Annotated in this window: 24 protein-coding genes; all 24 read right to left on the bottom strand. The window is 39.5% G+C overall.

What is annotated here, in order from left to right:
- Positions 1 to 14 precede the first annotated feature (14 nt).
- The 24 genes from TOL2_RS04385 to TOL2_RS04495 all read right to left on the bottom strand — a co-directional run bounded on the left by TOL2_RS04385 (position 15) and on the right by TOL2_RS04495 (position 23,058).
- Entirely contained in the window at positions 15 to 623 is a 609-nt protein-coding gene (locus TOL2_RS04385) for a glycoside hydrolase family protein (protein ID WP_332370619.1), read from the bottom strand.
- Positions 592 to 1,239, bottom strand: a complete 648-nt coding sequence (locus TOL2_RS04390) for a sugar transferase (RefSeq protein ID WP_014956327.1) — start codon at positions 1,237 to 1,239, stop codon at positions 592 to 594. The genes TOL2_RS04385 and TOL2_RS04390 overlap by 32 nt, the downstream gene beginning before the upstream one ends.
- Positions 1,240 to 1,265: 26 nt before the next feature.
- Positions 1,266 to 2,477 (bottom strand): DegT/DnrJ/EryC1/StrS family aminotransferase, encoded by a 1,212-nt coding sequence (locus TOL2_RS04395; RefSeq protein ID WP_014956328.1) that lies wholly within the window; start codon positions 2,475 to 2,477, stop codon positions 1,266 to 1,268.
- 25 nt (positions 2,478 to 2,502) lie between these two features.
- Positions 2,503 to 3,231, bottom strand: coding sequence for a class I SAM-dependent methyltransferase (locus TOL2_RS04400; protein ID WP_148278048.1), 729 nt, complete (start codon positions 3,229 to 3,231; stop codon positions 2,503 to 2,505).
- 25 nt (positions 3,232 to 3,256) lie between these two features.
- Positions 3,257 to 3,430 (bottom strand): hypothetical protein, encoded by a 174-nt coding sequence (locus TOL2_RS24780; RefSeq protein ID WP_158406058.1) that lies wholly within the window; start codon positions 3,428 to 3,430, stop codon positions 3,257 to 3,259.
- A 46-nt stretch (positions 3,431 to 3,476) separates the two neighbouring features.
- Positions 3,477 to 4,535 carry a glycosyltransferase family 2 protein gene (locus TOL2_RS04405; protein WP_014956330.1) on the bottom strand — a complete coding sequence of 353 codons (1,059 nt, stop codon included), beginning with the start codon at positions 4,533 to 4,535 and terminating at the stop codon, positions 3,477 to 3,479.
- Between the two features lie 77 nt (positions 4,536 to 4,612).
- A complete protein-coding gene (gene wecB, locus TOL2_RS04410; protein ID WP_014956331.1) occupies positions 4,613 to 5,752 on the bottom strand; it encodes a non-hydrolyzing UDP-N-acetylglucosamine 2-epimerase in 1,140 nt (379 codons plus the stop codon).
- Between the two features lie 2 nt (positions 5,753 to 5,754).
- Positions 5,755 to 6,894, bottom strand: coding sequence for a polysaccharide biosynthesis C-terminal domain-containing protein (locus tag TOL2_RS04415; RefSeq protein WP_014956332.1), 1,140 nt, complete (start codon positions 6,892 to 6,894; stop codon positions 5,755 to 5,757).
- Between the two features lie 39 nt (positions 6,895 to 6,933).
- Positions 6,934 to 7,983: a polysaccharide biosynthesis protein gene (locus tag TOL2_RS04420; RefSeq protein ID WP_014956333.1), complete on the bottom strand. Its 1,050-nt coding sequence runs from the start codon at positions 7,981 to 7,983 to the stop codon at positions 6,934 to 6,936.
- Between the two features lie 127 nt (positions 7,984 to 8,110).
- The gene (locus tag TOL2_RS04425) at positions 8,111 to 9,475 is read right to left on the bottom strand and encodes a glycosyltransferase family protein (RefSeq protein WP_014956334.1); all 1,365 of its coding nucleotides are present in this window, start codon (positions 9,473 to 9,475) and stop codon (positions 8,111 to 8,113) included.
- Between the two features lie 83 nt (positions 9,476 to 9,558).
- On the bottom strand, positions 9,559 to 10,812 hold the full coding sequence (locus TOL2_RS04430) for a glycosyltransferase family 4 protein (protein WP_014956335.1): 1,254 nt from the start codon (positions 10,810 to 10,812) through the stop codon (positions 9,559 to 9,561).
- Positions 10,809 to 12,077: a hypothetical protein gene (locus tag TOL2_RS04435; protein WP_014956336.1), complete on the bottom strand. Its 1,269-nt coding sequence runs from the start codon at positions 12,075 to 12,077 to the stop codon at positions 10,809 to 10,811. The genes TOL2_RS04430 and TOL2_RS04435 overlap by 4 nt, the downstream gene beginning before the upstream one ends.
- On the bottom strand, positions 12,074 to 13,222 hold the full coding sequence (locus TOL2_RS04440; protein ID WP_014956337.1) for a glycosyltransferase: 1,149 nt from the start codon (positions 13,220 to 13,222) through the stop codon (positions 12,074 to 12,076). The genes TOL2_RS04435 and TOL2_RS04440 overlap by 4 nt, the downstream gene beginning before the upstream one ends.
- Positions 13,223 to 13,258: 36 nt before the next feature.
- Positions 13,259 to 14,434: a Coenzyme F420 hydrogenase/dehydrogenase, beta subunit C-terminal domain gene (locus tag TOL2_RS04445; RefSeq protein ID WP_014956338.1), complete on the bottom strand. Its 1,176-nt coding sequence runs from the start codon at positions 14,432 to 14,434 to the stop codon at positions 13,259 to 13,261.
- The gene (locus tag TOL2_RS04450; RefSeq protein ID WP_051012259.1) at positions 14,431 to 15,984 is read right to left on the bottom strand and encodes an oligosaccharide flippase family protein; all 1,554 of its coding nucleotides are present in this window, start codon (positions 15,982 to 15,984) and stop codon (positions 14,431 to 14,433) included. The genes TOL2_RS04445 and TOL2_RS04450 overlap by 4 nt, the downstream gene beginning before the upstream one ends.
- 7 nt (positions 15,985 to 15,991) lie before the next feature.
- Complete coding sequence (locus TOL2_RS04455; RefSeq protein ID WP_014956340.1) at positions 15,992 to 17,089, bottom strand: polysaccharide pyruvyl transferase family protein; 1,098 nt, start codon at positions 17,087 to 17,089, stop codon at positions 15,992 to 15,994.
- A 110-nt stretch (positions 17,090 to 17,199) separates the two neighbouring features.
- Positions 17,200 to 18,195: an NAD-dependent epimerase/dehydratase family protein gene (locus TOL2_RS04460; protein ID WP_014956341.1), complete on the bottom strand. Its 996-nt coding sequence runs from the start codon at positions 18,193 to 18,195 to the stop codon at positions 17,200 to 17,202.
- On the bottom strand, positions 18,189 to 19,376 hold the full coding sequence (locus TOL2_RS04465; RefSeq protein WP_014956342.1) for an NAD-dependent epimerase/dehydratase family protein: 1,188 nt from the start codon (positions 19,374 to 19,376) through the stop codon (positions 18,189 to 18,191). The genes TOL2_RS04460 and TOL2_RS04465 overlap by 7 nt, the downstream gene beginning before the upstream one ends.
- Positions 19,377 to 19,412: 36 nt before the next feature.
- A complete protein-coding gene (locus TOL2_RS04470) occupies positions 19,413 to 20,492 on the bottom strand; it encodes a polysaccharide biosynthesis protein (protein WP_014956343.1) in 1,080 nt (359 codons plus the stop codon).
- A 7-nt stretch (positions 20,493 to 20,499) separates the two neighbouring features.
- Positions 20,500 to 21,000 carry a DUF1353 domain-containing protein gene (locus TOL2_RS04475; RefSeq protein WP_041279254.1) on the bottom strand — a complete coding sequence of 167 codons (501 nt, stop codon included), beginning with the start codon at positions 20,998 to 21,000 and terminating at the stop codon, positions 20,500 to 20,502.
- A gap of 65 nt (positions 21,001 to 21,065) precedes the next feature.
- Positions 21,066 to 22,031, bottom strand: a complete 966-nt coding sequence (locus TOL2_RS04480; RefSeq protein WP_014956345.1) for an Rpn family recombination-promoting nuclease/putative transposase — start codon at positions 22,029 to 22,031, stop codon at positions 21,066 to 21,068.
- A 51-nt stretch (positions 22,032 to 22,082) separates the two neighbouring features.
- Positions 22,083 to 22,493 carry a glycoside hydrolase family protein gene (locus tag TOL2_RS04485; protein ID WP_014956346.1) on the bottom strand — a complete coding sequence of 137 codons (411 nt, stop codon included), beginning with the start codon at positions 22,491 to 22,493 and terminating at the stop codon, positions 22,083 to 22,085.
- Positions 22,494 to 22,548: 55 nt separating this feature from the next.
- Entirely contained in the window at positions 22,549 to 22,797 is a 249-nt protein-coding gene (locus TOL2_RS04490; protein WP_014956347.1) for an RpnC/YadD family protein, read from the bottom strand.
- Between the two features lie 6 nt (positions 22,798 to 22,803).
- Positions 22,804 to 23,058 (bottom strand): hypothetical protein, encoded by a 255-nt coding sequence (locus tag TOL2_RS04495; protein ID WP_014956348.1) that lies wholly within the window; start codon positions 23,056 to 23,058, stop codon positions 22,804 to 22,806.
- Between the last annotated feature and the right edge of the window lie 43 nt (positions 23,059 to 23,101).

The raw sequence follows: 23,101 nt of genomic DNA on the forward strand, positions 1-23,101 counted from the left end.
GCAGACACAACTACCTATATTATGCCATCGTTTTTTAATTCATTAATAAACTTTTCATGAGGTATTGTTACTTCATTTTTTCTTTCAGCCAAAGCAGCCAAATCTTCAATATCCTCTCCATTTGCTAATTTCCTTATTCTATTCATTCCGGTTGTAGACGTTGCGGAATTTTTCATCATCTTTACAAGGTTTTCTGCTCTTTTACCAACCTGGTAATACCAGCGGGAATCTTTCATTTCCAGGGCAGCCCTGTGGAAATCGTGTTCTCTGACAGCTTTAATCATTTTTTTGAAACGCCGAAACCCATCATGCCCAAGGTTAAACCGCATATCCACCAGAACTATTTGTACGCCTTCCGGCAGTGAATCAAATTCATTCTTCTCATTTTCATTATTCTTCTGATCCGAAAAAATTTCTTTTAAATCTGAAATACAGTCCTGAATATCATTTTTAAGAAGCATGATGGCTTCTTTTTGAGTTATGCCTTTGTCCTCCAGATTTCTACCAATACCGATGGTGAGCTTGCCCGCAGGACAACGATAAGGCTTTAATCTTAAGTCTTCATGTTGAATCAGTTGATCTGCAATTTTCTTATGAATTGATTTTATAACAGTCATAGACATCAACAACTCCTTGTTGGCTTTTTTTACCAAACCCGACCATTTTCAATAACGTCGCTAAAATAATTCTGATATCCAGCCAAAAACTCTGCTCTTTAACATATTGCTTATACATTTCAAGTTTATGTGGCATTACCTCATTGAGATATGCTTTTTCGGGATCATCCGCCTTTGCCAGAACTGCCTGCTCATCATTATAATATAAAGTGGCATAGTCGGTAATACCAGGCTTTACGGAAAGAATAGTTTTTTTGCAGGCATCAGGCCATTTTGCAACATAATAAGGCACTTCGGGGCGAGGTCCAACCAGACTGATATCACCCATAAGCACATTGAATAACTGGGGCAGTTCGTCTATTTTTGTTTTTCTTAATAATTTGCCAATACGGGTAATTCTCAGATCATATGAAGCTGTTACTTTGGCACCCAATTTGTCAGCATCAATGATCATGCTTCTGAATTTGTAAATATTGAATATTTTGCCATATTTTCCAACTCTTTGCTGCTGAAAAAAAACAGGGCCTTTATCCTTTTTTATTACCCATACAACAACAATAAAAACAGGTAATAAAAAGATGAGGCCCATCAAAGACGACATAAAATCAAAAAAACGTTTCATTCATCACCATCAATAAAAATTTAGTTTCATAGCAAAATTTCTTTAATTGATTCAATCACATATTCAAGCTGATTTTCCTTCATTGCCGAAAACATGGGTAAACTCACACATCTTTGGAATACCCATTCCGCATTGGGAAACATTTCCGGCTTTAATTTATACCGGTTTTTATAATAGGACATGCGATGAAGGGGTTTGTAATGAACACTGGTTCCAATATTACGCTTGCTTAGTTCAGTGATCAGATCATCCCGGGTTAATCCATTTTTTGATGCTTCTGGATTGATTAAAACCATAAACAAATACCAGGAATGAAATTCCTTTGGACATTTTAATCGGGGTAAAATCAATCCGGGAATATTTTTTAACTCATCAAAATATATTTGTGCTATTTTCTGGCGCTGGTCTCTGAATTGTTCAACTTTTTTCAACTGATGAATGCCTATGGCTGCGCTTATATCCGGCATGTTATATTTGTATCCCGGTGCTACAATGTCATATTCCCAGGAGGCACCGGTTTCAAATCTGTCCCAGACATCTCGGCTGATCCCATGAAGACGCATCACCTGAACTCTTTTTGCAATGTCATCATTGTCCGTGCAAAGCATACCCCCTTCACCAGTTGTCATTGTTTTGTTTGCATAAAAGCTGAAACAGGTAATATCACCAGTATTTCCAATCAGTTTGCCTTCAATTTGGTTAGATTCCTGTAAACTTTCAGCGGCTGCATATCGCGTTGGGATGGCATGGGCTGCATCCTCTATTATTTTCAAACCATATTTTTTAGCCAAGGCTACAATATCATTCATCTCGCAAGGGTGTCCTCCAAAATGAACTGGAATCATGATTTTGATTTTTTTTGCAGGGAGGTTGTTTGCTTTATAATGGTCATAGGCCTGTTCGATTAAATCAGAGGAAATACAAAATGTATCTGGCTCGCAATCTACAAAAATTGGTTCCGCATCAAAATAACGCACAACTTCGGCCGTAGAGGTAAAGGTAAATGTGGGGACGAGGACAGCAGTATCTGGGTCTGCTCCCATGGATTCAACGCCTAAGTGCAGGGCTGCGGTAGCTGAATTAACAGCCAGCGCATGCTTCGCACCAACATATTTTGCAAAATTTTCTTCAAACTGCTTACATCGGGAAGCAGTGGTCAGCCAACCGCTTTTGATAACGGAAATGACCTCCTGGATTTCCTGATTTCCTAAATCAGGTATTGCAAAAGGAACGTTCATATAAAAATCCTATATGTTCTAAACATTAATTTTGACCTTTTTGTGCCATATAAATGAAATGGGACCGAAGCAACGGTATAAAACCCGTCAGTAGCTCACTGATAAGATAAGGTGCCGAAGCCAGCCGTCTAGCAATAGGCGGTGCAAGCAATAAAGTCTGGTAACGTTCATCAATTGCTGGCCAATAGCCTCGCAATTCCTGACGTGTTACTTTGCGTACCTTCCGATTGGATGGATTATTGTAACGAAAATCAAACACCATGATCCAACCACCTGGTTTGAGTACCCGCCACATATCTGTAGCCAGTTGAGTTCGTATTGCCTTATCCAAAATCGAAGAAAAAACTGTATTGGTCACCACCAAATCAAAGCGATCTGACTCAGCAAAATCCAATTCACCAATATGCCAATCTATCCCCGGTGCAGAACATTGCTGTGCTTTTTTCAATCGATCCGTCAATAATTCCGTGCCAACCAAATTTTCGGGATACGCTCCCCACTCCACCAAAGTACGCAAAAAAGTTCCTGATCCACAGCCCACATCTAAAACTCTAACTTTAGAAATATCTCGACCTATGGTATTTGCCAATAATGTAGCAGCAATGCGCCTTCGCGCAGCGTCTTGTTGTATTATTTCAGGACGATGCCATTCATAAAGAGCTTTTCTACCAGAGGCATCTCTTTCTGCATAAACTCTTTGAATCCTTTTTACTTCGTGGTTCATTCGGTTCTTATTCATCCTGATTTTTTCCATATCACCTCTTGCTAACCGGTATTTATCAATAAAGTTGTCGCTTAAACCATATTTTTTTACATGAAATAATCAGGTCAAATTCTGACAATTCATACTGGATGAGCATATAGCAGGAGATCATCCCGCTGTTATATCCAATTTCCAGAGCTTTTTCATCTGAAGGGAGTATGGCTGCAACGCGATAAAGAACACTTGACACTGCTAGTGACTTCCACAGCCGACAGCTTCATTCAAGTATTGGTTCTTTATCTTATTTTTTCCTTTCTATTGCGTGTAATGCGTGTAAGTTTTGTGAATGTTTTAAGATCTTGTTTTTTTAAAATAGCAAAATTCAATATACCACGTAAAAAACCATAACCATACCCGAAGTGATAGGCTGCAAATACTATCGGCATAACAGTAATATATTTCCAATTTGAAGATTCTTTGCAAGCCAGGAATGAAGCTACTGAATTTGTAAGTATATAACAAGCAAGGAGTATAACTAATGTTTTCAGATAAAGCTGACTAAATGGAGAAAGCACAGTTATAATGGCAAGTAAACCTACAAAAGCACCTGGAACAATATGACGGATCGAAGCAGGCATTTTGTGTTTTTGAATCACCCTGACTTTCCAGTATCCATATTGTACATATTGCTTAAACAAAGTAACAATAGAATCACGTGGGTAATACCATGACTTTATTGCAGGTGATTGCCATATCTTGCCACCGGATCGAATTAACCGCAAGTTAAGTTCGTCATCTTGATTGCGAACGAGTTCCTCATCAAAAAGGCCTATTTTTTCTAAAGTTAATTTTTTCCAGCAACCATAAGTTATAGTATCAACATATCCTTCAAAATTCTTATCGTGAAATTTAGCCCCTCCAACCCCAAAGGGGCTTTTGTAGGCGATACTTATGGCTTTTTGAATATAGGTATATGCTTTAGTCCTAGCGGCCCCCCCTACATTATCTGCTCCTGTTTGCTTAAGAATCTGAAAACATTGGCTGATATAATCTGGTGCATATTCAGTATGAACGTCCATTCTAACGATTATCTCACCCCGAGCATTTTTTATACCAATATTCAAAGCAGTTGAAACAATTTTTTGTGGATTATGCAAAAGCCTTACAAACGCATGCTCTTTCATATACATTTTAAGAAGTTCCCTTGTTCTATCATCACTCATGCCATCAACAACTATCACTTCTAATTTACTCTTTGGATAATCTTGAGAAATTATTGAATCAATGCATTTACGAATGAATTGTTCTTCATTACGGCAAGGAATGATGATGGAAATAAAAGGAATATTATTCATAATATAGATACTACCTTTTTAAAAAATATTTAGAGAATTGAAGTTCTAAAAGTTAGTTGTTCTCTGTGAAAGTCAGTTTAAACAATCCCCCACCACTTGTTACTGAGTTTAGTGTTGCCAAGTATTAATTTTAAAACTCGAAGAGAGGTGTTTTTAATTAAGTATTCCGCGGGGATATCGCTATAATCATTATTATTTTCATGTTCATGAATTACTGTTCTTACTGCTCCTAAAACAATATTTTTTTCGAATCCAGTTAGGACAATAGTACCAGCATCTTGAGCTTCTGGTCTTTCCATACTCTGTCGAAGACTAATCGCTGGAAAAGATAGAATTGCAGACTCTTCACTGATTGTACCACTGTCAGACAGTGTGCATTTGGCATGTATCTGTAAATGATTATAATCATGAAAACCAAAAGGTTTCATAAAAACAACCCGGTTATCAATATTTATATTTTTCAATTCTTCTAATCGCTTTTTCGTTCTTGGATGTGTCGATACTATAACACGAAAATCATATTCTTCTGCCAAACCATTTAAAATAGAAACTATCTTAACAAGATTGGCTGAATTATCTACATTTTCCTCACGATGTATTGAAGCCACAAAATATTTCTTTTTTGTGAGTTCCAAACTATCCATTATCTTTGAGTCATTAATTTTTTGCCCATAATAACTGAGTACCTCATACATTGGCGATCCTGTTAGGTATATTCTTCTATGCTGAAGGCCTTCGCTGATTAAGTGTCTTCTTGCATGTTCTGTATAGACCAGATTAAAATCAGCTATATGATCGATGATTTTTCTGTTAATCTCTTCAGGAACATTGAAATCAAAACTACGATTCCCCGCTTCCATATGAAAAATAGGAATATGCAAACGTTTTGCCATATAGGCTGCAAGGCAAGAATTAGTATCTCCAAGCACTAAAACCGCATCAGGTTTTTCTTTTAAAAAGACATCTTCGGATTTACGGATAATATCACCCACCGCATTGCCCAAGGATACGGCATTTATGCCCAAAAAATAATCAGGTCTACGCAATTCCAGATTTTCAAAGAAAACTTCATTCAGTTCATAATCATAATTTTGTCCTGTATGGACAATTATATGATTCACATGATTATTTAAAACAGATATAACTCTGGACAATCTAATAATTTCTGGACGTGTGCCTACAATTGTCATTACTTTTAGTGGAGATAATACAGCCATTATTAAACAATTACCTTTTCAAAATAGGTGTCCGGATCATTATGATCATAAAATTCATTAATCCAAAAAAAAGTATATAAATCTTCATCACCGATGTTTACAATATTATGCGTGTACCAAATAGGTATATCTACAAATGCTGGAGCTTTACCATCCAATTCATATTCAATAACATTATTAGTGCCAATTCTTCTTAATTGAATTAAACACTTTCCTTTAACAACAGCGAAACGTTCAGCCTTTCGGGTATGATAATGATCACCCCTGGTAATTCCAGGCTTTGTTAAGGAGTATGAACTTTGGCCAGCAGAATTAGCTCTAAGTAATTCAACAAATTCCCCTCTATTATCTTCATACTTTTGATAAAGACAGGGAAAATAGTCATCGGGCATATAACATCTAAATGTATGAAAAAGATTTAATCTGAAAGAATCATTGATATTGGGAATACATCCCTTGCCCATATACTCATTTTTATATTCAGTCAAAATTGATAAGATTTCTGAAACATTGGCGGTTTGAGAAGAAGGGACCTGATATACCGATGTCCTATTATCACATAGTATTTCATCTTCCTCCTCGATAATAATCCTAAAAATGAGATCAACCAACTCATTAATATAAATAAGTTTAAGCGTTCCATCAAGATGGATTTTTGGTTTTTCACCATGGTTTAATTGATAACAGAAGGTTGCAACTACAGAATTATGGTATGGCTTTCCAAAAGGACCGTATACATTGGGAATAATTAATCCTGTAAATTTTGAATTATTCCTGTTAGCCCATTCTTCAAACATACACCGTCCATTATGCTTTGATTTTCCATAGGGTGTTTCACCTTCTTCCTGTGTGGAAGATGAAAAGATGATATGAGGTTTTGATTCTGTAGCAGAACATGCCGAAATAAGTTTTTTTATTAAACTGATATTGGTTTCATACAAAATTTCTGGATTTTCATGCCTGTTAACAGCTGCAAGATGAACAATTACATCACATTTCGAAACAAAATTTTTCAATAATTTGAAATTGTCAAAAAAGAATTTTTCAAACAAAATTTGTTGGATATTCTCTTTTAATCCTAAATAATTAAATAAATGACTACCTACAAATCCTGATTGTCCTGTGATGCCGACTTTAATCATAATTTATCCAATTCATCCAATTGAGTCATTTTATAGTCATCAACTATAAGATTTTTTCACTAAGTCAGGGCAAGTGTCGTTTTGAATTTTCGCAATATCATCCCTGATAATATCAAGTTTTAAAAGTATTTTTTTAGTATCCTCCAGATTTAGGCGCTTAGTATTATGAGAATGATACTCTTCAATTTTTGACATATTTTTCTTTCCTTCTGAAAAGTACAGGTCATAATTCAAATCACGGTTATCTGCACTGATACGATAATATTCACCCATATCAGTAGCTTTGACCATCTCTTCACGACTGACCAACGTTTCAAAAATCTTTTCACCATGCCTGGTTCCAATATATTTAATTGGGTTGTCAGCATGATAAAGGCTTTTTAAGGCATGTGCCAGAGTATTAATAGTTGATGCAGGAGATTTTTGAACAAACATATCACCCGGCATACCATTTTCAAAAGCATATAAAACTAAATTTACAGCATCATCAAGTGTCATCATAAATCGAGTCATATCAGGATCAGTTATTGTAAGAGGCATGCCTTCTTTAATCTGCTGAATAAAAAGTGGGATAACCGAGCCCCTTGAAGCCATGACATTTCCATATCGAGTGCCACACATTACAGTTATGTCACTATTCCGGCTCATTGCCACCATGACTTTTTCCATAAGAGCCTTTGATAATCCCATAGCATTAATGGGGTAAACAGCCTTGTCAGTACTCAGTACAATAACCTTTTTAATTCCAAATTTTAATGCGGCATGAAGTATATTTTCTGCACCCATCACGTTAGTCTTTACTGCCTGCATTGGGAAAAATTCACATGATGGAACCTGTTTTAATGCAGCCGCATGGAAAACATAATCAACACCTCTCATTACATTGTCCACACTGTTTTTATCACGCACATCTCCGATAAAGAATTTTACTTTAGTATTATTAATTTTCTTTCTCAAATCATCTTGTTTTTTCTCATCACGGCTGAAGATTCTAATTTCACCAATTTTGGATTTAATGAAACGCTTTAGAACAGCCGTGCCAAAAGATCCTGTCCCACCACTTATAAGAAGAACTCTATCTGTCAACATTTATATTTAACACCTCTAATCATGTAATTGCATTCCTGTTTGCCATAATTAACCTCTTCAAATCATTCTCAACATTATCAAATATCGGAAACCACCAGCATAGATAGTTGCTGGTTAATATCAATTATTACGCTTGTCGGTCATGCCAGTTATTATACGCTTTTAATAATTCCTGTCTAAAATTTTCCCGTCGGGACTCGAAATCGAAAGCTTTCATTGCAAAGCATCGACCGTTTTCTCCCAAAGCTATACGCTTCTCATGATTTTTAATCAAATCTTTCAAAACAGATTTTATCGAGCGCTCTTCAAATGAACCCAATACAAAGCCAGTATCATGCTCTCCAACCAGGCGAATGGAAGCAAGGCTGGGTTCTCCAAACGCCAGAATAGGCCGACCCGCCATCATATACTGACTGATTTTGCTGGAAAGAGACCATTTCGTATACTTCACGTAATCGGCGCCAAAAGATTCCACATGCACAAGCACATCTGCCTTATGAAAAATATTAGGCAAATCAGAAACCGGTACCCAAGGCTGTAGATTAACGATCGGAAAATTTTCTAATTTTCTACCATACACTTCAATTGAAGCAGGACTTGTATAAATAGTTAAGCACCCGTAAATACCTTCTTTCGCCAGTTTTGAAAGTGAATTGCCCAGTTTTTGCAATAAATGCCAACGGCCCAAAGTGATGTTTCCGGCAAAAACAAACTTGATTGGTTCTTTTGGGTGGTGAAAATACGGCAAAGGGTCATAATCTGAAGCTTGGCAGAGCGTCGTAAACCAACTCCAATCACACCCGTATCTGCGCTGATATTCTTGGGCCATGTGTGGGCCGATTGCAGCATGCCCTGTCGCGTATTCAATTGCTTCTTTAAGCCAATATACGGACATTTTTTTTAAATAATTTTGAGAAAACTCACCGTCATAGAGTGAAGTTACATAATCATCCACAATATGCAGATAAAGCGGCACACGAGCTTTTTTGCAGGCAAGGGTTACAGCCTTGGCCAAAAAATAGTTTCCCACCAATGCATAAACTATTTCCGGTCGTAGACAGCGAAGAGAATTTTCAAGTTTACTGATATAAGCGGATCGACTGCACAAATATTCCCTCAAAGGAGAAAACAATATTTTTAGATAAGGAAACCACGGTTTAATTCGTTTTCCCCATGCCGGTAATCGAGCATAGCTACTCTTTCGAAGTTGGGAGGCAGATGAATTAATTTTTTTGACCCCACCCACAGGCGGAATAATATAATAATCCTTGCAACTGTCAAAATCCGGGGTACCCGACTCAAGAAAAGGGGTTACAATTTGTACAAGCTTATCCCGGGGCCAACTTCCCAGTAAAGAATGCATTATTCCACCTGTAGATGTACCGCTTTGGATAGCATTACTAGCAACCACAACCGTCCGTAAATATGAATGATTTTCCAACAATATTTTTCTTTGATTTGTCATTGAAAGCTTACTGTTTGCCTCCTTCATGATATTCGAATTCATAGATCCGCAGCAATAGAGATATATAGAGCAAGGCTTTTCTTGTTACAAAACCCACTTGCAATTTACAATTATACAATACTCTGAAATATCTGCATTAAACTGTCAGTAATTTTTTGAGAATCATGACGGTACAATGCTGTTTTACGTGCATTTTGTGATAATTTTATGCAAAGATTTTTGTCTTCAAACAAGGCTCGAATTTGCTCAGCTAAAACCACGGCATCTCCGGCTGGAAACATTAAGGCTTCCATTCTGTCATGAGCAATAGTACCCATTCCCCCGACATATGCAGCAACGCTGGGAGTACCAACAAGCATTGATTCACAAAGCGAAGTGGATGAATTTTCAATAAAAGAGGGCATTGCAAAAACATGTGCTTTCGTCAATTCTACAGCCATGGCTGAAGCATCAAGATTTCCAAGTCCTTTCACATTGTTCTGCAAACCCCATTTTTGAATAAGATGACAAAGAAATTTTTCGTATCCCTTCATTTGAATATTGGGCCATGATTTATTCAGTTCCAGACGAATTCCTGGGAATCGAAGGCTCACATCAGGGAAATCACGCCTTAGATAATTCACCGCTTCAAGTAGAATATGCAGCCCCTTTCGTGGCAGAAGACCGTTTATTGAAAAAATTCTATACTGTTCCGAAACTGCAATATCCCATTTTGCTTTGCAAAACTCAGCATGCATAATATTATCAACATGATAATACGCTGCATGGGGAGCGATAGCCCGGGCATAGGCTTTACTCCATTGAGTCCGACCAAGGATATGACAAAAACGCCGAAGAGTTTCGACCTCCAACTTAGCCTGACGTTTTTCCATAGGGGATTTATATAAAAAATATTCAAGCCAGTCTTTAGCAGTTCGGCAACGCAAAAGCGTTGAAATATTCATGCATGAACGTTCCGCATCTCTACAAGTAGAAACCAGACCCTGAATAGCCACCACCGAAGGAATGTTCGGAGCCACTGTGGATACAGCAAGTCCATAGTTATACTCCGTTCCCTGAACGTAGATTACATCAGGCTGGAAGTCACTGATCGCTTGTGCAAAGCCAGTCAAAATTTGACGGTTGGGCCAATGTGTAATGGCATATGAACTGCCTTGGACAATATAATGCATGATATGACCGTCTTCATATTTGCCCGGAGATGCTTGAGGGTGCATTGTAAGCACCCCAAGCTTTAAATCTGGAAAACGGGAGGTCAAAGCTTCCACATCGGTGAGTAACCATCCTCCGCCCACATGACTATCCAAATCACACATCTGTGCAATTGACGGAAAAATAATATTTGATGTCATTAACAGCTTCATTTTGCAACAGCTCCTTTAAGATAAGTACGAGAGGTATCTTTTTGATTGTACTTCGGCATGAAATCAACAAACAACAACAGAATAGGCAGTACAATAAATGTGGTTGAGTTACATACCGTCACCAGCCAATAAATAAACCAGGAAATGCTGTGAGCAGCTCTGTAAAAGTTTCTTGAAGAAGCTCTCCAATTTAAAAAGGCAACCCATGACAGGAGGAACTGAAACGCAAATATTGGGAAATTACCAATAATCCCGAAATAGGCCCATCCATCCATAAAAGACGAATGCCCACCTATTTTACAAGTTCTATTGGTAAATCCTGTGCCAAACAGGGGGGTTTCAAGAAAAGTATTCAAAGAACGGAAAAACATTTTTCCCCGACCTGTGGGATCACCTTGCGATATTCCGGAGTCCGCAACACCTGTAAATATACGTTCTCCTTTTTTTATTATAAACTCAATAGGTTCAAATTGAGAACCAAGCAAGCTAGTTATTGGTCCAATACTGACTATTAACACCAACGGCAAAAGATACAGAATCGTTTTTTTTTTGAAAGATTTTGTGTAGAAAAAAATATACACCAACAATACAAAGATGCCACCGATAAAACAGGTTGCAACCAAGGTCAAAGTAGACAACAATAATATGGAACCAATAATAATAATTGATATAAATAAAATGTGTTTAAAGAATATAGATTTGGTACTTGAAAACAGAACAATGAAAGTTGTAAAGGGAATAGAAAGCGCATAGAGTTGTGGATATCCTAAAAATCCAAGTCGATACAAATCAGCAATCAATGGATTATCCGAATTAGTAGCCAACATTCGAGTGATATATGGTCTTGCAATCAGTTCCGGAATGGTTTGCACGGTTAAAATTGCAATCAAAACAAGCAGCCAGTATCGAATTAACCGAAGGCGATCAGGAAAATGGACCTGGTAGTGACTGGCAACGATTATAACCAGGATACTATAGATAGGTCCTGCTATAAAAATATCATAATATCCAACATTTCCCACGCGCAAATTAAGCTGTACAACCATTAGGAAATAAAGTAAACACAAAATAGGTAGGGCCGTTTTTTTCATCGTAATGACAAGTCTTCCGTCCAAAGTGAAAATTATCCATAGAATAAACGTCGCAAGCACCAACATAGGTCGACCGTAATAAAAAGACTGCGGTAAAATCATGGCAAGCCCAAACAACACGGCTGTGCAATCGCGTATGATGTTGCGGGATATGGCAAAACGATGGATTTTCATTGGGCGTGTCTATCGGGATTTGCCAATGGATATGTTGGTCGAACATCATTATGCTTATTTTTGAATTCGTAACGCAAGATGGCACCCAAATATTCAGCAAGGCGTTTGGACGAAAGGTTCGGCAGATATTCACTCGCCAGTGTTTTCCAGTGTTCTGCAATTTCTGGTTTTTCTATCAAGCAATCAACGGCATTTCGCAACTCTGAGATATTGCCGGCTCTGACAATTCGACCGGCACCGCTGTATTTCACCATATCAAGAGAACCCACTTTATCAGTTATAATTACACCGATACCGGATGCAATTGCCTCGCTGCCTGCCATACCCCATCCGTCATAACGACTCGGGACCAAGCATACATCGTGTTCCGCAAGGAGTTTAAAAATTTGATCATGGCGAACAGGACCCAAAAAATTAATTTTTTCGTAAAGACCTTGATTTAATAATTGTTTTTTCATTTTAAGAGTCGGTTCGAATCCGGCAACGCTCAACTGCCACTCTTTATCTGCAAGATGCACAAAGGCTTTGAGTAAGACATCAATTCCTTTTGTTTTGGAATTTCTTCCGACATATATAAATCGAAGTGGTCTTGACTTACATTTTTTTTCAGTTTTATCAGTCTGGGTTGGATTCATTCGCAGAGCATAGGAAAACGGATAGAGTTTATCACTCGATATTCCCAGTCGCTTGAACGAACGTACCCCCAAATTCCCCATGGCGAGAAAGGCAGACAAATACCTGTTGCAGCGCAAAAATCGCCAGTAATAAATCGGTGCTTTCAATTTCATTTTCAATTGCCGAAAGTCGATTCGTTCAGAAATAATCATCACCCGAGGATTTGAAATTTTTTTCAGTCCCTTCATTGCCAAGTCAGCACTGCGGGAGCCCAGTCCCAAAATATGAACGGCATCAGCATGTTTTTGAATGTATTCGTATACAAATATTTGAGGTGTTACCAAACACTCATTCAGGTAAAAAATCCTGATTCCTTTTAAATCCGGTACCTGCCAACCGAGCTTTATTCGGCTTTCAAGAATGCGTTCTTCGGCAATAACCGTAATCTCTTCCGCCCAGATATCAGCGAGTTCCCGCCACAGTGATGCCATATTTATTGAAGGAATATTCACCCAAAAAACGATTTTCATTTTACAACCTATCACAGAAAATTAGTCTGCGGACAATTAAAGTTGATTTTTTAAAATTCCATTGATTGTTCTTATCATAAGCGCTTTAAGCAAAGACATCCATTGTCTTATTTTATTTCTCGGTTTCATATACTTGTCAATGATTGCTTCAAATCCAAAACGATCCAAGTCTCTGAAAAAAAAATCTCTTTTGTTGTTCGCTGGAACAGATCCAAACAAGGTGGAATTTCCATTGAGATATTCGGCTGGGCATTTTTTCGAAAACAAACTGCTTCTGCATTTTTCCCAAAGCATTTGCCCTTTTTCAGAATTTACAAGCACCAGTGAAGTACCCTTGTCATTATCCAAACCCGGCTCTCGTTCACCGATGCCCCAGAAGTCGGCAAGCGTAATATCCGAGACACGAGGTATGCCTTTGAATGAACAGACATAACAAGCTCTTCGCAAAAAAATATTTTTTACAAATCCAAAAAAATAAGGATTGTCTTGAGAAAATTCCCACTTCTGACCGCCTTCTTCGAAATCCACTACAACCACAGGCCTTATCCATCCAAACCGTTTATCACGAAACGATACGTGTTTTACTTTGGAGTTGTATTTATTTTCCATGTACGCCAGGTATTTTTGATACACTTTAGGAGAGGGCACGCCATGACAAATAAAATCGCAGGTGTATAAATTTTCATCATCTCGTCCAAGAAAAGCATACAGCCCGGCAATTTGACAGGGAGTACCCGAGAAAAGCACCTGTTTTTTTTCATTTAACAGTTCTTGAACCTGTTCATATGTATCACCAATTCGGCTCTGAACATATTTGGAACCGCGAAGATCTTCCAGGCTATTTACATCCCCAACGGCCTTGTGCGTGACTTCCGCGTCTTCATTAAAGCCTGCGCCAAAAACAACGCCGCCTATTTCCAAAGTACCTATAGCCAAATCTGTAAACACGCCTCCCGAGGAACTCAATCTTCTAATTTTTGCATCATTGTTCCATGCCGCATAAATAAGCGGTGTTTCATTTCTTGGAAGTCGCCAATTACTTGATAAAACAGGGCAGATATCTTCACAGATACCACACTGATCGCATTTTTCAGCATTGATTGATGGATAGAGAAAACCCTCCTTGTTTTCTTTCATGTCAATAGCATCGTTAGGGCAAATGCTTTCACAGGCTGAACATCCACTACAGGATTCCATTTGTTGAACAATCATTTTAATTCACCAATCTTATTTTTTGACATAAAGGTATTCAATGCAATGATGGTACATGAAGAAAAAAATCTTTTTTCACGACTATTCATCCCGAAGCTCCACAGAATAAAAGAATACCCAATGATAAACAACACACATTGAGTTATCAGTTTTATCCATGAATCCGCCCAAATATAGGACAACACAACGCCCAAAGCACCGGAAAGGAGAATGGAGGGCAGTATGCCATGGCATGCTTCCTTAAAAAATCGGGGTATGTTGATTCCTATTACGTAGTGGTAATATATATTCATGATAATAATACTTCCCAAAATAAATGTGGATGCACTTCCAAAAGCAACGCCGATTGTTCCGTACATTCTTACCAATGGAATTGAGGCGGCGGCTCCGGCAACAGCAATGCCAAGATAGAGTAAGGCACGGAAGCTGTGTTTATTCTTTGCCTGCAGTATGCTGATCGCTAAATTTTGAAATAATGGAATGGTTATAGGAACCATAATAATTGAGGCGATTATATATGCTTGTGCATAGGTCACCCCAGCCCAAAGCGTTATAAATTGCCGGCCAAAAAGCAAAAAACCACTGAGTATGGCACCTAACAGCATCAATTGATATCGACTTGGCCCAATCATCATATCGGTCAATTCTTCACCAGATGCACCCCGAGCAACCATTTGTGTTGCTCTGGGCAGGAAGACTCCAGAGATGGCACAGGATAAGCCCATATACATCTCGTTAAATTGTATTGCAACAGCAAAAACAGCGACTGATGCCGTATCTGTCATAATACCAAGTATGAGTTGTGGCAAGCGAAACCAAAGCTGAGCGGTAACAGCACTTAAAAATATGAAAAAGGAAAATGAGAATATTTCTCGGGCCAATTTCTTGTCCCATTGATGTAGACGAATATGTATTTTAACCTTGTTCAGCGCATAGAATGAATTCACAAAAAGAACAATAAGGTTTAAAACTGCGTCTGTAACCACAATAGCAATAGCCCCGAATTCATTTAAAAGCAATAAAACTAAAATTAAAACTTTAAAAACAATACGTCCTATATTGACAATTCGTGGAATTACAAAACGCTCATATCCTGATATGGCTCCTGTAAAACCGCGGTCAAAAAGAGTAGCAACTATGCTAACAATTAAAATTAGAAACATGATTTTTGCTTTAGATAATTCAGATGGCGTAAGTGATGGTCCAAAAATCACATCCAATTGCCAGAATACCAAAGTGCCGAGCATAACAATCAATAGGCCCATGATTGTATAGATCATAAAACACATACCGAGAAAGTTCTCTTCGCCGCGAGTATCTCCTTCCTCATGATATTTTGCCACATAACGGGTAATGGTGGACGCAATACCGAAATCGAGTATCGCTAAATAACCCACAAAAGAACCGATTAGTTGGTATAATCCATATTCAGCCTGCCCAAGGCATCGCAAAAGAAAAGGTGTAAAACATAGTCCGACCAAGGAATTGGCTCCGATTATGATATAGGCAAGAGCCGCCCCGGATTTTCTTTCATCTTTCACTATTTTCATTTCGCATTTATTGTTCCAATGATGATTTTAAAAAATGAATGGCTTTTTCCCTTTCAAGTTTCAAAAGGTGATTTGTACGAATAAAATCCAATTTTAAGGGATCTGCAGGGACTTGCTCCGAACTTGTCAATTGCTGTTTTGATAATTTCAAACACTCCAAAAGATTGCTTAAACGGGAGTTTACGAGTGAATGGGGGACTGTATAAAATGGTTTTTGAAATGCAATTGAAAAAGCCATTCCATGAAACGAGTTGGTACAAACACATTTCGCTTGGTTCACCAAACCAAGAAATTCCCGAGGCCCGGCATCATAAATAAAATGGTCTCCATGTTTAACCCGACTTGCTGGATTTGGAGCAACAACAACAACCATCAAATTGGTTTTCCTCTTAAGTTCTCTAAGTACTTCGAAAAAAACTGGTGAATTATCAAGACAATAGACCAAAATATAAGGGACTTGAATATCTGGAGTAATTGCCATTTTTTTCCATTGTTCTGATGTAAGCAGGAGTGATGGATCAATCACTATTTCAGCATCTCTATCCGTCAATTTTTTAATGATCGAACGCCCTTGTCGTTCCCGAACTGATAAATGGGGAATATTGGAGATTAAATCACTCAACATTTCCTTTCGGTTATCAGGTACTGAAGTCACACCAAAACTGGGAGCATAGGCAACTCGTTTCGCTTCACACTTCAAAGCAAAACCAAGGAAATACGCATGATCAAGGCGTGAGTGGGGATTCCAAATTTGGTCGCTTCCACAAATAAATGCATCATAAGGAGGTGGATTATTCAACAATTCTTCGTAAGAGGAATATCGCTTTTCTGACAAATTTAAAAATTCTTGCATAAATTGCTCAAATCGACTCCAGCGTGTTTTTCTTTTGTGATAACGAAGGATTGTAAAAGTATTTAGTACAAACGAACGTAAATCTTTCCAATCTCTGAACAATGCATGGCTTTTAATCATCAACGGGTGCCGAAAATCAATTAAATGGCTGTCATAACCCAAAAGCTGAACAGTTCTTTTTAATGCATAAGCCTGCAACACCGCGCCATAATTATGTGCACAGTGAAATGTTATGATTCCTACTTTATCCATTGGCACCACCGTTGCTAATAGTAAAAAAGTTTAATCCAGAGAAATTAGGCTCTCTCTGTTTTAATTTTAATAAATAAAACAAAGCATAAAACATATTTTATAATATTCCATCAAGCATACTCAACAAACCATTCAATCGTTTTTATAAGACCAGATTTAAGTGAGGTTTGCGGTGTCCATCCAAGAACGTTTTTGACGTGGGAGATGTCTGCAAAATTACGGGCAACATCACCGATCAAGGGTGGGCCAATCTCTATTTTAGGACAGTTTCCCATCTGTGCTTCAATAAATGGAGAAAGCATATTTGCCATTTCCAAGACAGACGTTTCAACGCCTGTTGCAATTTGAAAAAGCTCGGCTCCTGAAGTTAGATAAGCAGCTTTGATGACAGCATGGGCAAGATCTTCCGAATATATAAAATCGCGCGTCTGTTCTCCACCGCCATTGAGAATCCACGGTTCTCCTGCCAAGGCTTGACGAAGGAATTTTGCGACTACGCTTCCCTTTCGGCGTGAAAACGGTCCATAAACATTGGAAAAACGCAAAGCCACAGTATTCAGTCCAAAACTGCCGCTATATGCGGAAAGATATGCTTCCCCCGCCAGTTTGCTGGCGCCATAGGGAGAAATAGGCCGACACACAGCCTTTTCATTAAGTGGTGGTGTCGCCTCGCCGATGGGTGCACCGGAAGACGCCAGCACAAAGGAACGCACCCTGCATTCACGGGCAGCTTCAAGCATGTTGACAGTGCCTTCCACATTTGCACGCATATCGGCAACTGGATCATTAATGGAGGGTTGTACGCCGGTATTGGCTGCAAGATGAATAATGACCTCTGCACCTTGAGCCACGACCTTGGCGGCATTGGCATCGCAAATATCCGCAACAACCAATTCAACCCCCGGATGCTTCATCGGGCCGATTTCATCAAGTTTTACAAGGGCAAAATCGGTCACTGCTTTAAGGTCCTCAGCAGTTCCACCGCTCAGGTTATCCATAATACGAATGGATACATCCGGAAAATTTTTCAAAAGCTGATGAATAACCGTTACACCAATAAAACCACAACCACCGGTGATAAGATATTTTTTATGCGATTCTACCATTTAACACCTCGAAAAATCACATCTTTACGGATATTATCTTTATAGGCAGCAACGAGTTTAAACATTTTTTCCAGGCTTTCATCCGTCAGATAATGGGGTTCAACACCTAAATCCAGCAATCCTTGATAGGTAGGATTGTAGTAGTGCTCTTCTGCTTCTCTGCGGGGATTTTCAAGTTGTTTGACTTCTACGCCGTAGCCGAGCCGGTTGCCGATTCGCCGGACCTTTTCAGCCAATTCATTTACGGAAAAAGTTTCCATTATTTGATTAAAAATGTTCAATTTTCCTTTTGACGGCGGATTTTCAACAGCCTTGCGCACACATTGAAGCGTGTCGCGAATATCCAGGTAACCTCGGGTTTGACCCCCTTTTCCATAGACAGTAAGCGGATACCCGACAATGGCCTGGGTGATAAACCGATTCAGCACAGTACCAAATATTTCGTCATAATTAAAAAGTGTTTTCAAACGTGAATCAATGACAGATTCATCCGTTTCCACGCCATAGACAGGGCCTTGCATAAGGTCTGTAACGCGTAAATCCCACATCCGAACCCCAAACCAGAAAAGATCTGTATCCATGATTTTAGTGGTATGATACAAAGAACTCGCCTGTCGTGGAAAAAGAAAGGTATCTTTTTTGCCATTATGTTCGATCTCCAGCCACCCTTCTTCAATATCAATGTTGGGAGTACCATATTCCCCCATGGTGCCGACATGAACCACATGAGTTTCAGGGCTGAAATCTTTGAGAGCGAACACCAGATTGTTTGTAACCAGCAAATTATTGGAAAGCGTGATATTAGCGTGTTTGTAATCCATTAATGAATATGGTGCTGAAGGTTGTTCAGCATAATGGATTACGGTTTCCGGAATACCGGAAAATTTTTCATTCACCGCCCACTGATAACCGGCCCGACCATTAAAAAAGGAACGGGCAAATTCCGGATCGGTGAGGTCTCCAATGGCAACCTTGATCTCCCGGCCCGTTTTTTCATGCCAGATTTTTGCTCTTTCAATAAGCGTAGGAACGGGATAGAGCATTCCAACGTCCAGCTCGGTACATGCGTTTCGACGAAAATAATTATCAACTACAGTCACGTCGTATCCAAGCTCAGAAAAATGCATGGCCGTGGGCCAACCAAGATAGCCATCACCACCGAGAATAAGTATGTTGTTCATAACGTTTAGCTCCAGTTCATTAAAATTTTTCAAGATTTATGGCCAATAACGTTCCGGGGGCTGTGTTCGACGTTCGTCAAACTCTTCGATCAAGTTATTGGTCAGAAGGAAATCCAGGAGTTCATTTTTGTTCAGTGCAGGTTCGTTGGCTGAATGATAAGCTTTATCCAGAGTCGTATTCAGGACATCGGCATAGGAATAATCAATTTCCCTGTACAAAGACCTGAATGCCGGAAGAACTGCAAAATAACGTTCAAGTTCCCATGTTCGAAAGGTTTCTTCGTCGCTCATGAGTTCTTCGTACAATTTTTCTCCGGGTTTGGTTCCGATGGTATTGATTTTAAGATCATAGGGATTGTACCCATATCTTGGAGCAAGTTCTTCGATCATTACTTCTGCCAAATCTTCTATATGGATGACCGGCATTTTGGTAACGAATACCTCCCCACCTTTGGCAATAAAAGCAGAGTCAATTACCAAGCGCACGGCCTCGCGGATACTCATTATGAAGCGGGTCATTTTGGGGTCTGTCAAAGTCACGGGACCGCCCTTTTCAATCTGCTTTTTAAAGATAGGAATGACTGAGCCACGGGAACCCAGAACGTTCCCGAAACGGGTGGAGGCAAATATGGTTTTTCCAAAGCGCATGTTGCTGTTTGCCGCAGTCATAAGCCGCTCACCCATGAGCTTGGAAGTACCCATGACGTTGGTGGGATTCACTGCTTTATCCGAACTGGTAAAGATGACTTTTTCAACCCTATTTTCAGTAGCTGAATCAATGATATTACGAACTCCCATGATATTGGTCTGCACCGCTTCCATGGGCGAACGTTCGCATAGAATGACATGCTTGTACGCAGCGGAATGAAAGACAATATCAACGCCTTTAAACACTTTGAGCAATTTAGCATTGTCCCTGATATCTGCTAAAATGAAATGGGCATGTGGATACTTGGAAAATTGTTGTTCTAAAAAGAAAATTTCACTTTCATTATTATCGAGTCCAATGAGTTCTCCGATTTCGAAGTCTTCAAGGAGCTGTCTGACCAGTTCAGAACCTACTGTACCACAAGCACCAGTTACAGCTATTTTTTTATCTTTGAAAAATTTTTGCATACATTCCTCATTTTTTATTAACGAAAAAATTGGGGTCAGGGATGAGTTCCGGGGTGTTTTGTTTGCGGTTGCTGCGCCAGACCCACCATCCGGCCACGGTCAGGGTTACCCAGCCCAGTGTATCAATGACAGCCATGCCGTTCACTGCTTTGCCCACATCCTTAAAAATGGTGTCCCAGAAGTGTTGGCCCTGGCCTTTGCCGTATTTGTAAATGGTGCCGTCGGCTTTCCAGGCCCAGAGATAGTCGTAGCGATATCCGAAATCGTGGATCAACCCGGGGATCAGCAGCAGGCCGATGGGTGAGAGTACGCCCCACAAAGGCCTGGGGATGGAGGCCCCGTCAAACAGAAAACCCCTGGGGATGATGATGCGCGGGCCGCTGTTGGGCAGGGAGTATTCCCAGTTTTCCATGACTTCCCACTGCCGCACCGTGGTTACCCAGCGCCATAGGCGCTTTGCCACACCACACCCTTTGGTGTCGATGGGGCAAGGTCTAAGTATTGGCATTTGGTGTATTTTCATGGGGTCAGGCTTGGCTTATTGGCTTATTGGCGGATGAAGTATTTGGGAAATCAGTGGTTATTTTCCAAATCAAGAAGATGCAAAGGAATTTCAACTTTTTCATTATTCAGTATTTTTTTAACCAGGGTTATATCCAAGTTAACAATTTTAGCGATCGTTTCCACAGGAAATCCTTGTTTTTTTGCGTTTTTAACCAGAGAAAATATCATTTTATTACTGGCCTTCTGCATGCCTTTCTGCATGCCTTCCTGTCTGCCTTCCTGTCTAAGTCTTTCTGCAGTTGACATAGCGAATTCTCCTCCCTTTATTGTAATAGCGGCAATTGATTCAACAACAGTGTTTATTTCAATTTCAGTTGCCCTATACAGATAGTTTATCACCGATTCCAAAAAATTCAACCCTTGGGCTTCTTGAAAAATTGAACGGCCAAGTTCAAAAAAATTGCCCAGATTTTGTGCCAGAAGTTTCTGATCAAAAATATTCTTCATGATCAGCATTGCAATGCGCAGGGAAGCCAGCGTAAAAAAATGTTCTTTGATGAACTCGTTTGAATAGGCGGAAAGATTTACGAATATATATTCAAAATCAGGAACAAATGGCCTTACCGCATCGGGCAGATTTTTAAACCGGGAACTTAAAAGTCCTGGATTCCATTTATCTGCCCCGTGATACAGCACAATGGGAATGACCGGCATTCTGGGCTGTTTTTGTTTTGCACTGTTTTTCCAGAGGTTGGCCATGTAGCGATGCAGTTGGAACGGTAAATTGTTGTCCGGGTGACTTTTATGTTCAAGCAGCAATGCTATTTTGAGATCCGTCCCGGAAAAGCGACAGGAATAAACAGTATCGGAAAAGTATTCTGCAAGCTTGGTGTCAACATGAGAGTCTTTTTCAATGGTGACTGTGGCATAGTCAATTCCTTCCCTCAACTCAGGAGGAAGAATATGCTGAAGATAATCAACTGCATGCTCACGGATTGAAAAGGTCTGTTTGAAAAACAGATCGTGGTGTCCCATTGTTTTTGATCCTAATTGGGTATTTGGTTCTGGGTTTTGAAGCCGTTGGGTTCAGGCTTGTTTCATCATGTTAATGAGGGTTTCGGCCCTTTTACCCACCTGGGAATACCAGCGGGAATCCTTCATTTCCATGGCAGCCTGGTTAAAATTCTGGTGTTCAACGGCGGCAATCATTTTTTTGAAACGCCGGAAGCGGTTGGGACCCAGATTAAACCGCATATCCACAAGCACCCGCTGTACCGGTTCCGGCAGCAGATCAAACTCCTGAAAGATTGTTTTTAAATCTTCAAGGCACTCCTCAATATCATTTTCAAGCAGCAGTGCCGCTTCTTTTTCAGTGATGCCTTTGTCCTCAAGATTTCTGCCGACCCCGATGGTGAGCTTGCCGGCAGGGCAATGGTATGGCTTTAATCTCAGGCCTTCATGTTTTATCAACTGATCGGCTATTTTTTTATGATTCATGTCATGGGGTCAGGCTTGGCTTATTGGCTTATTGATGGATAAAGTATTTGAGGAATCAGTGGTTATTTTCCAAATCAAGAAGATGCAAAGGAATTTCCACTTTTTCATTATTCAGTATTTTTTTAACCAGGGTTATATCCAGGTTAACAATTTTAGCGATCGTTTCCACAGGAAATCCTTGTTTTTTTGCATTTTGGACCAGGGAAAATATCATTTTATTACTGGCCTCCTGCCTTCCTTCCTGTCTGCCTTCTTGTCTGCCTTCCTGCCTGCCTATTCTTTCAGCATTTGTAATATAAGGCATGTTTTTCTACTTAAAAATATCTTCAAAAGTATGCCATTGGGAGGTGCCATTACGAAGATTGGATTGCACATCAAGCAGTGCTTTAGAAAAATCGGGGTTAGAGAGGATGATCTCCATACTGTCTCCCTGGGCATGCCTCTTGAGTGCCAGAACAAATTGCGTCATCACATCTGCTACTGTGGTGCGGTTTTCTTGAACATATACCTTTACAAAATCTGCCAGATCCTGGTCAATACTGATATTTAAACGTGTTTTGGGCATGGTGGCTCTCCTTGTTTCATTGTTCCTAATATACACCCATGAG

The sequence above is a fragment of the Desulfobacula toluolica Tol2 genome (genome assembly GCF_000307105.1).
GTDB classification, from domain to species: domain Bacteria; phylum Desulfobacterota; class Desulfobacteria; order Desulfobacterales; family Desulfobacteraceae; genus Desulfobacula; species Desulfobacula toluolica.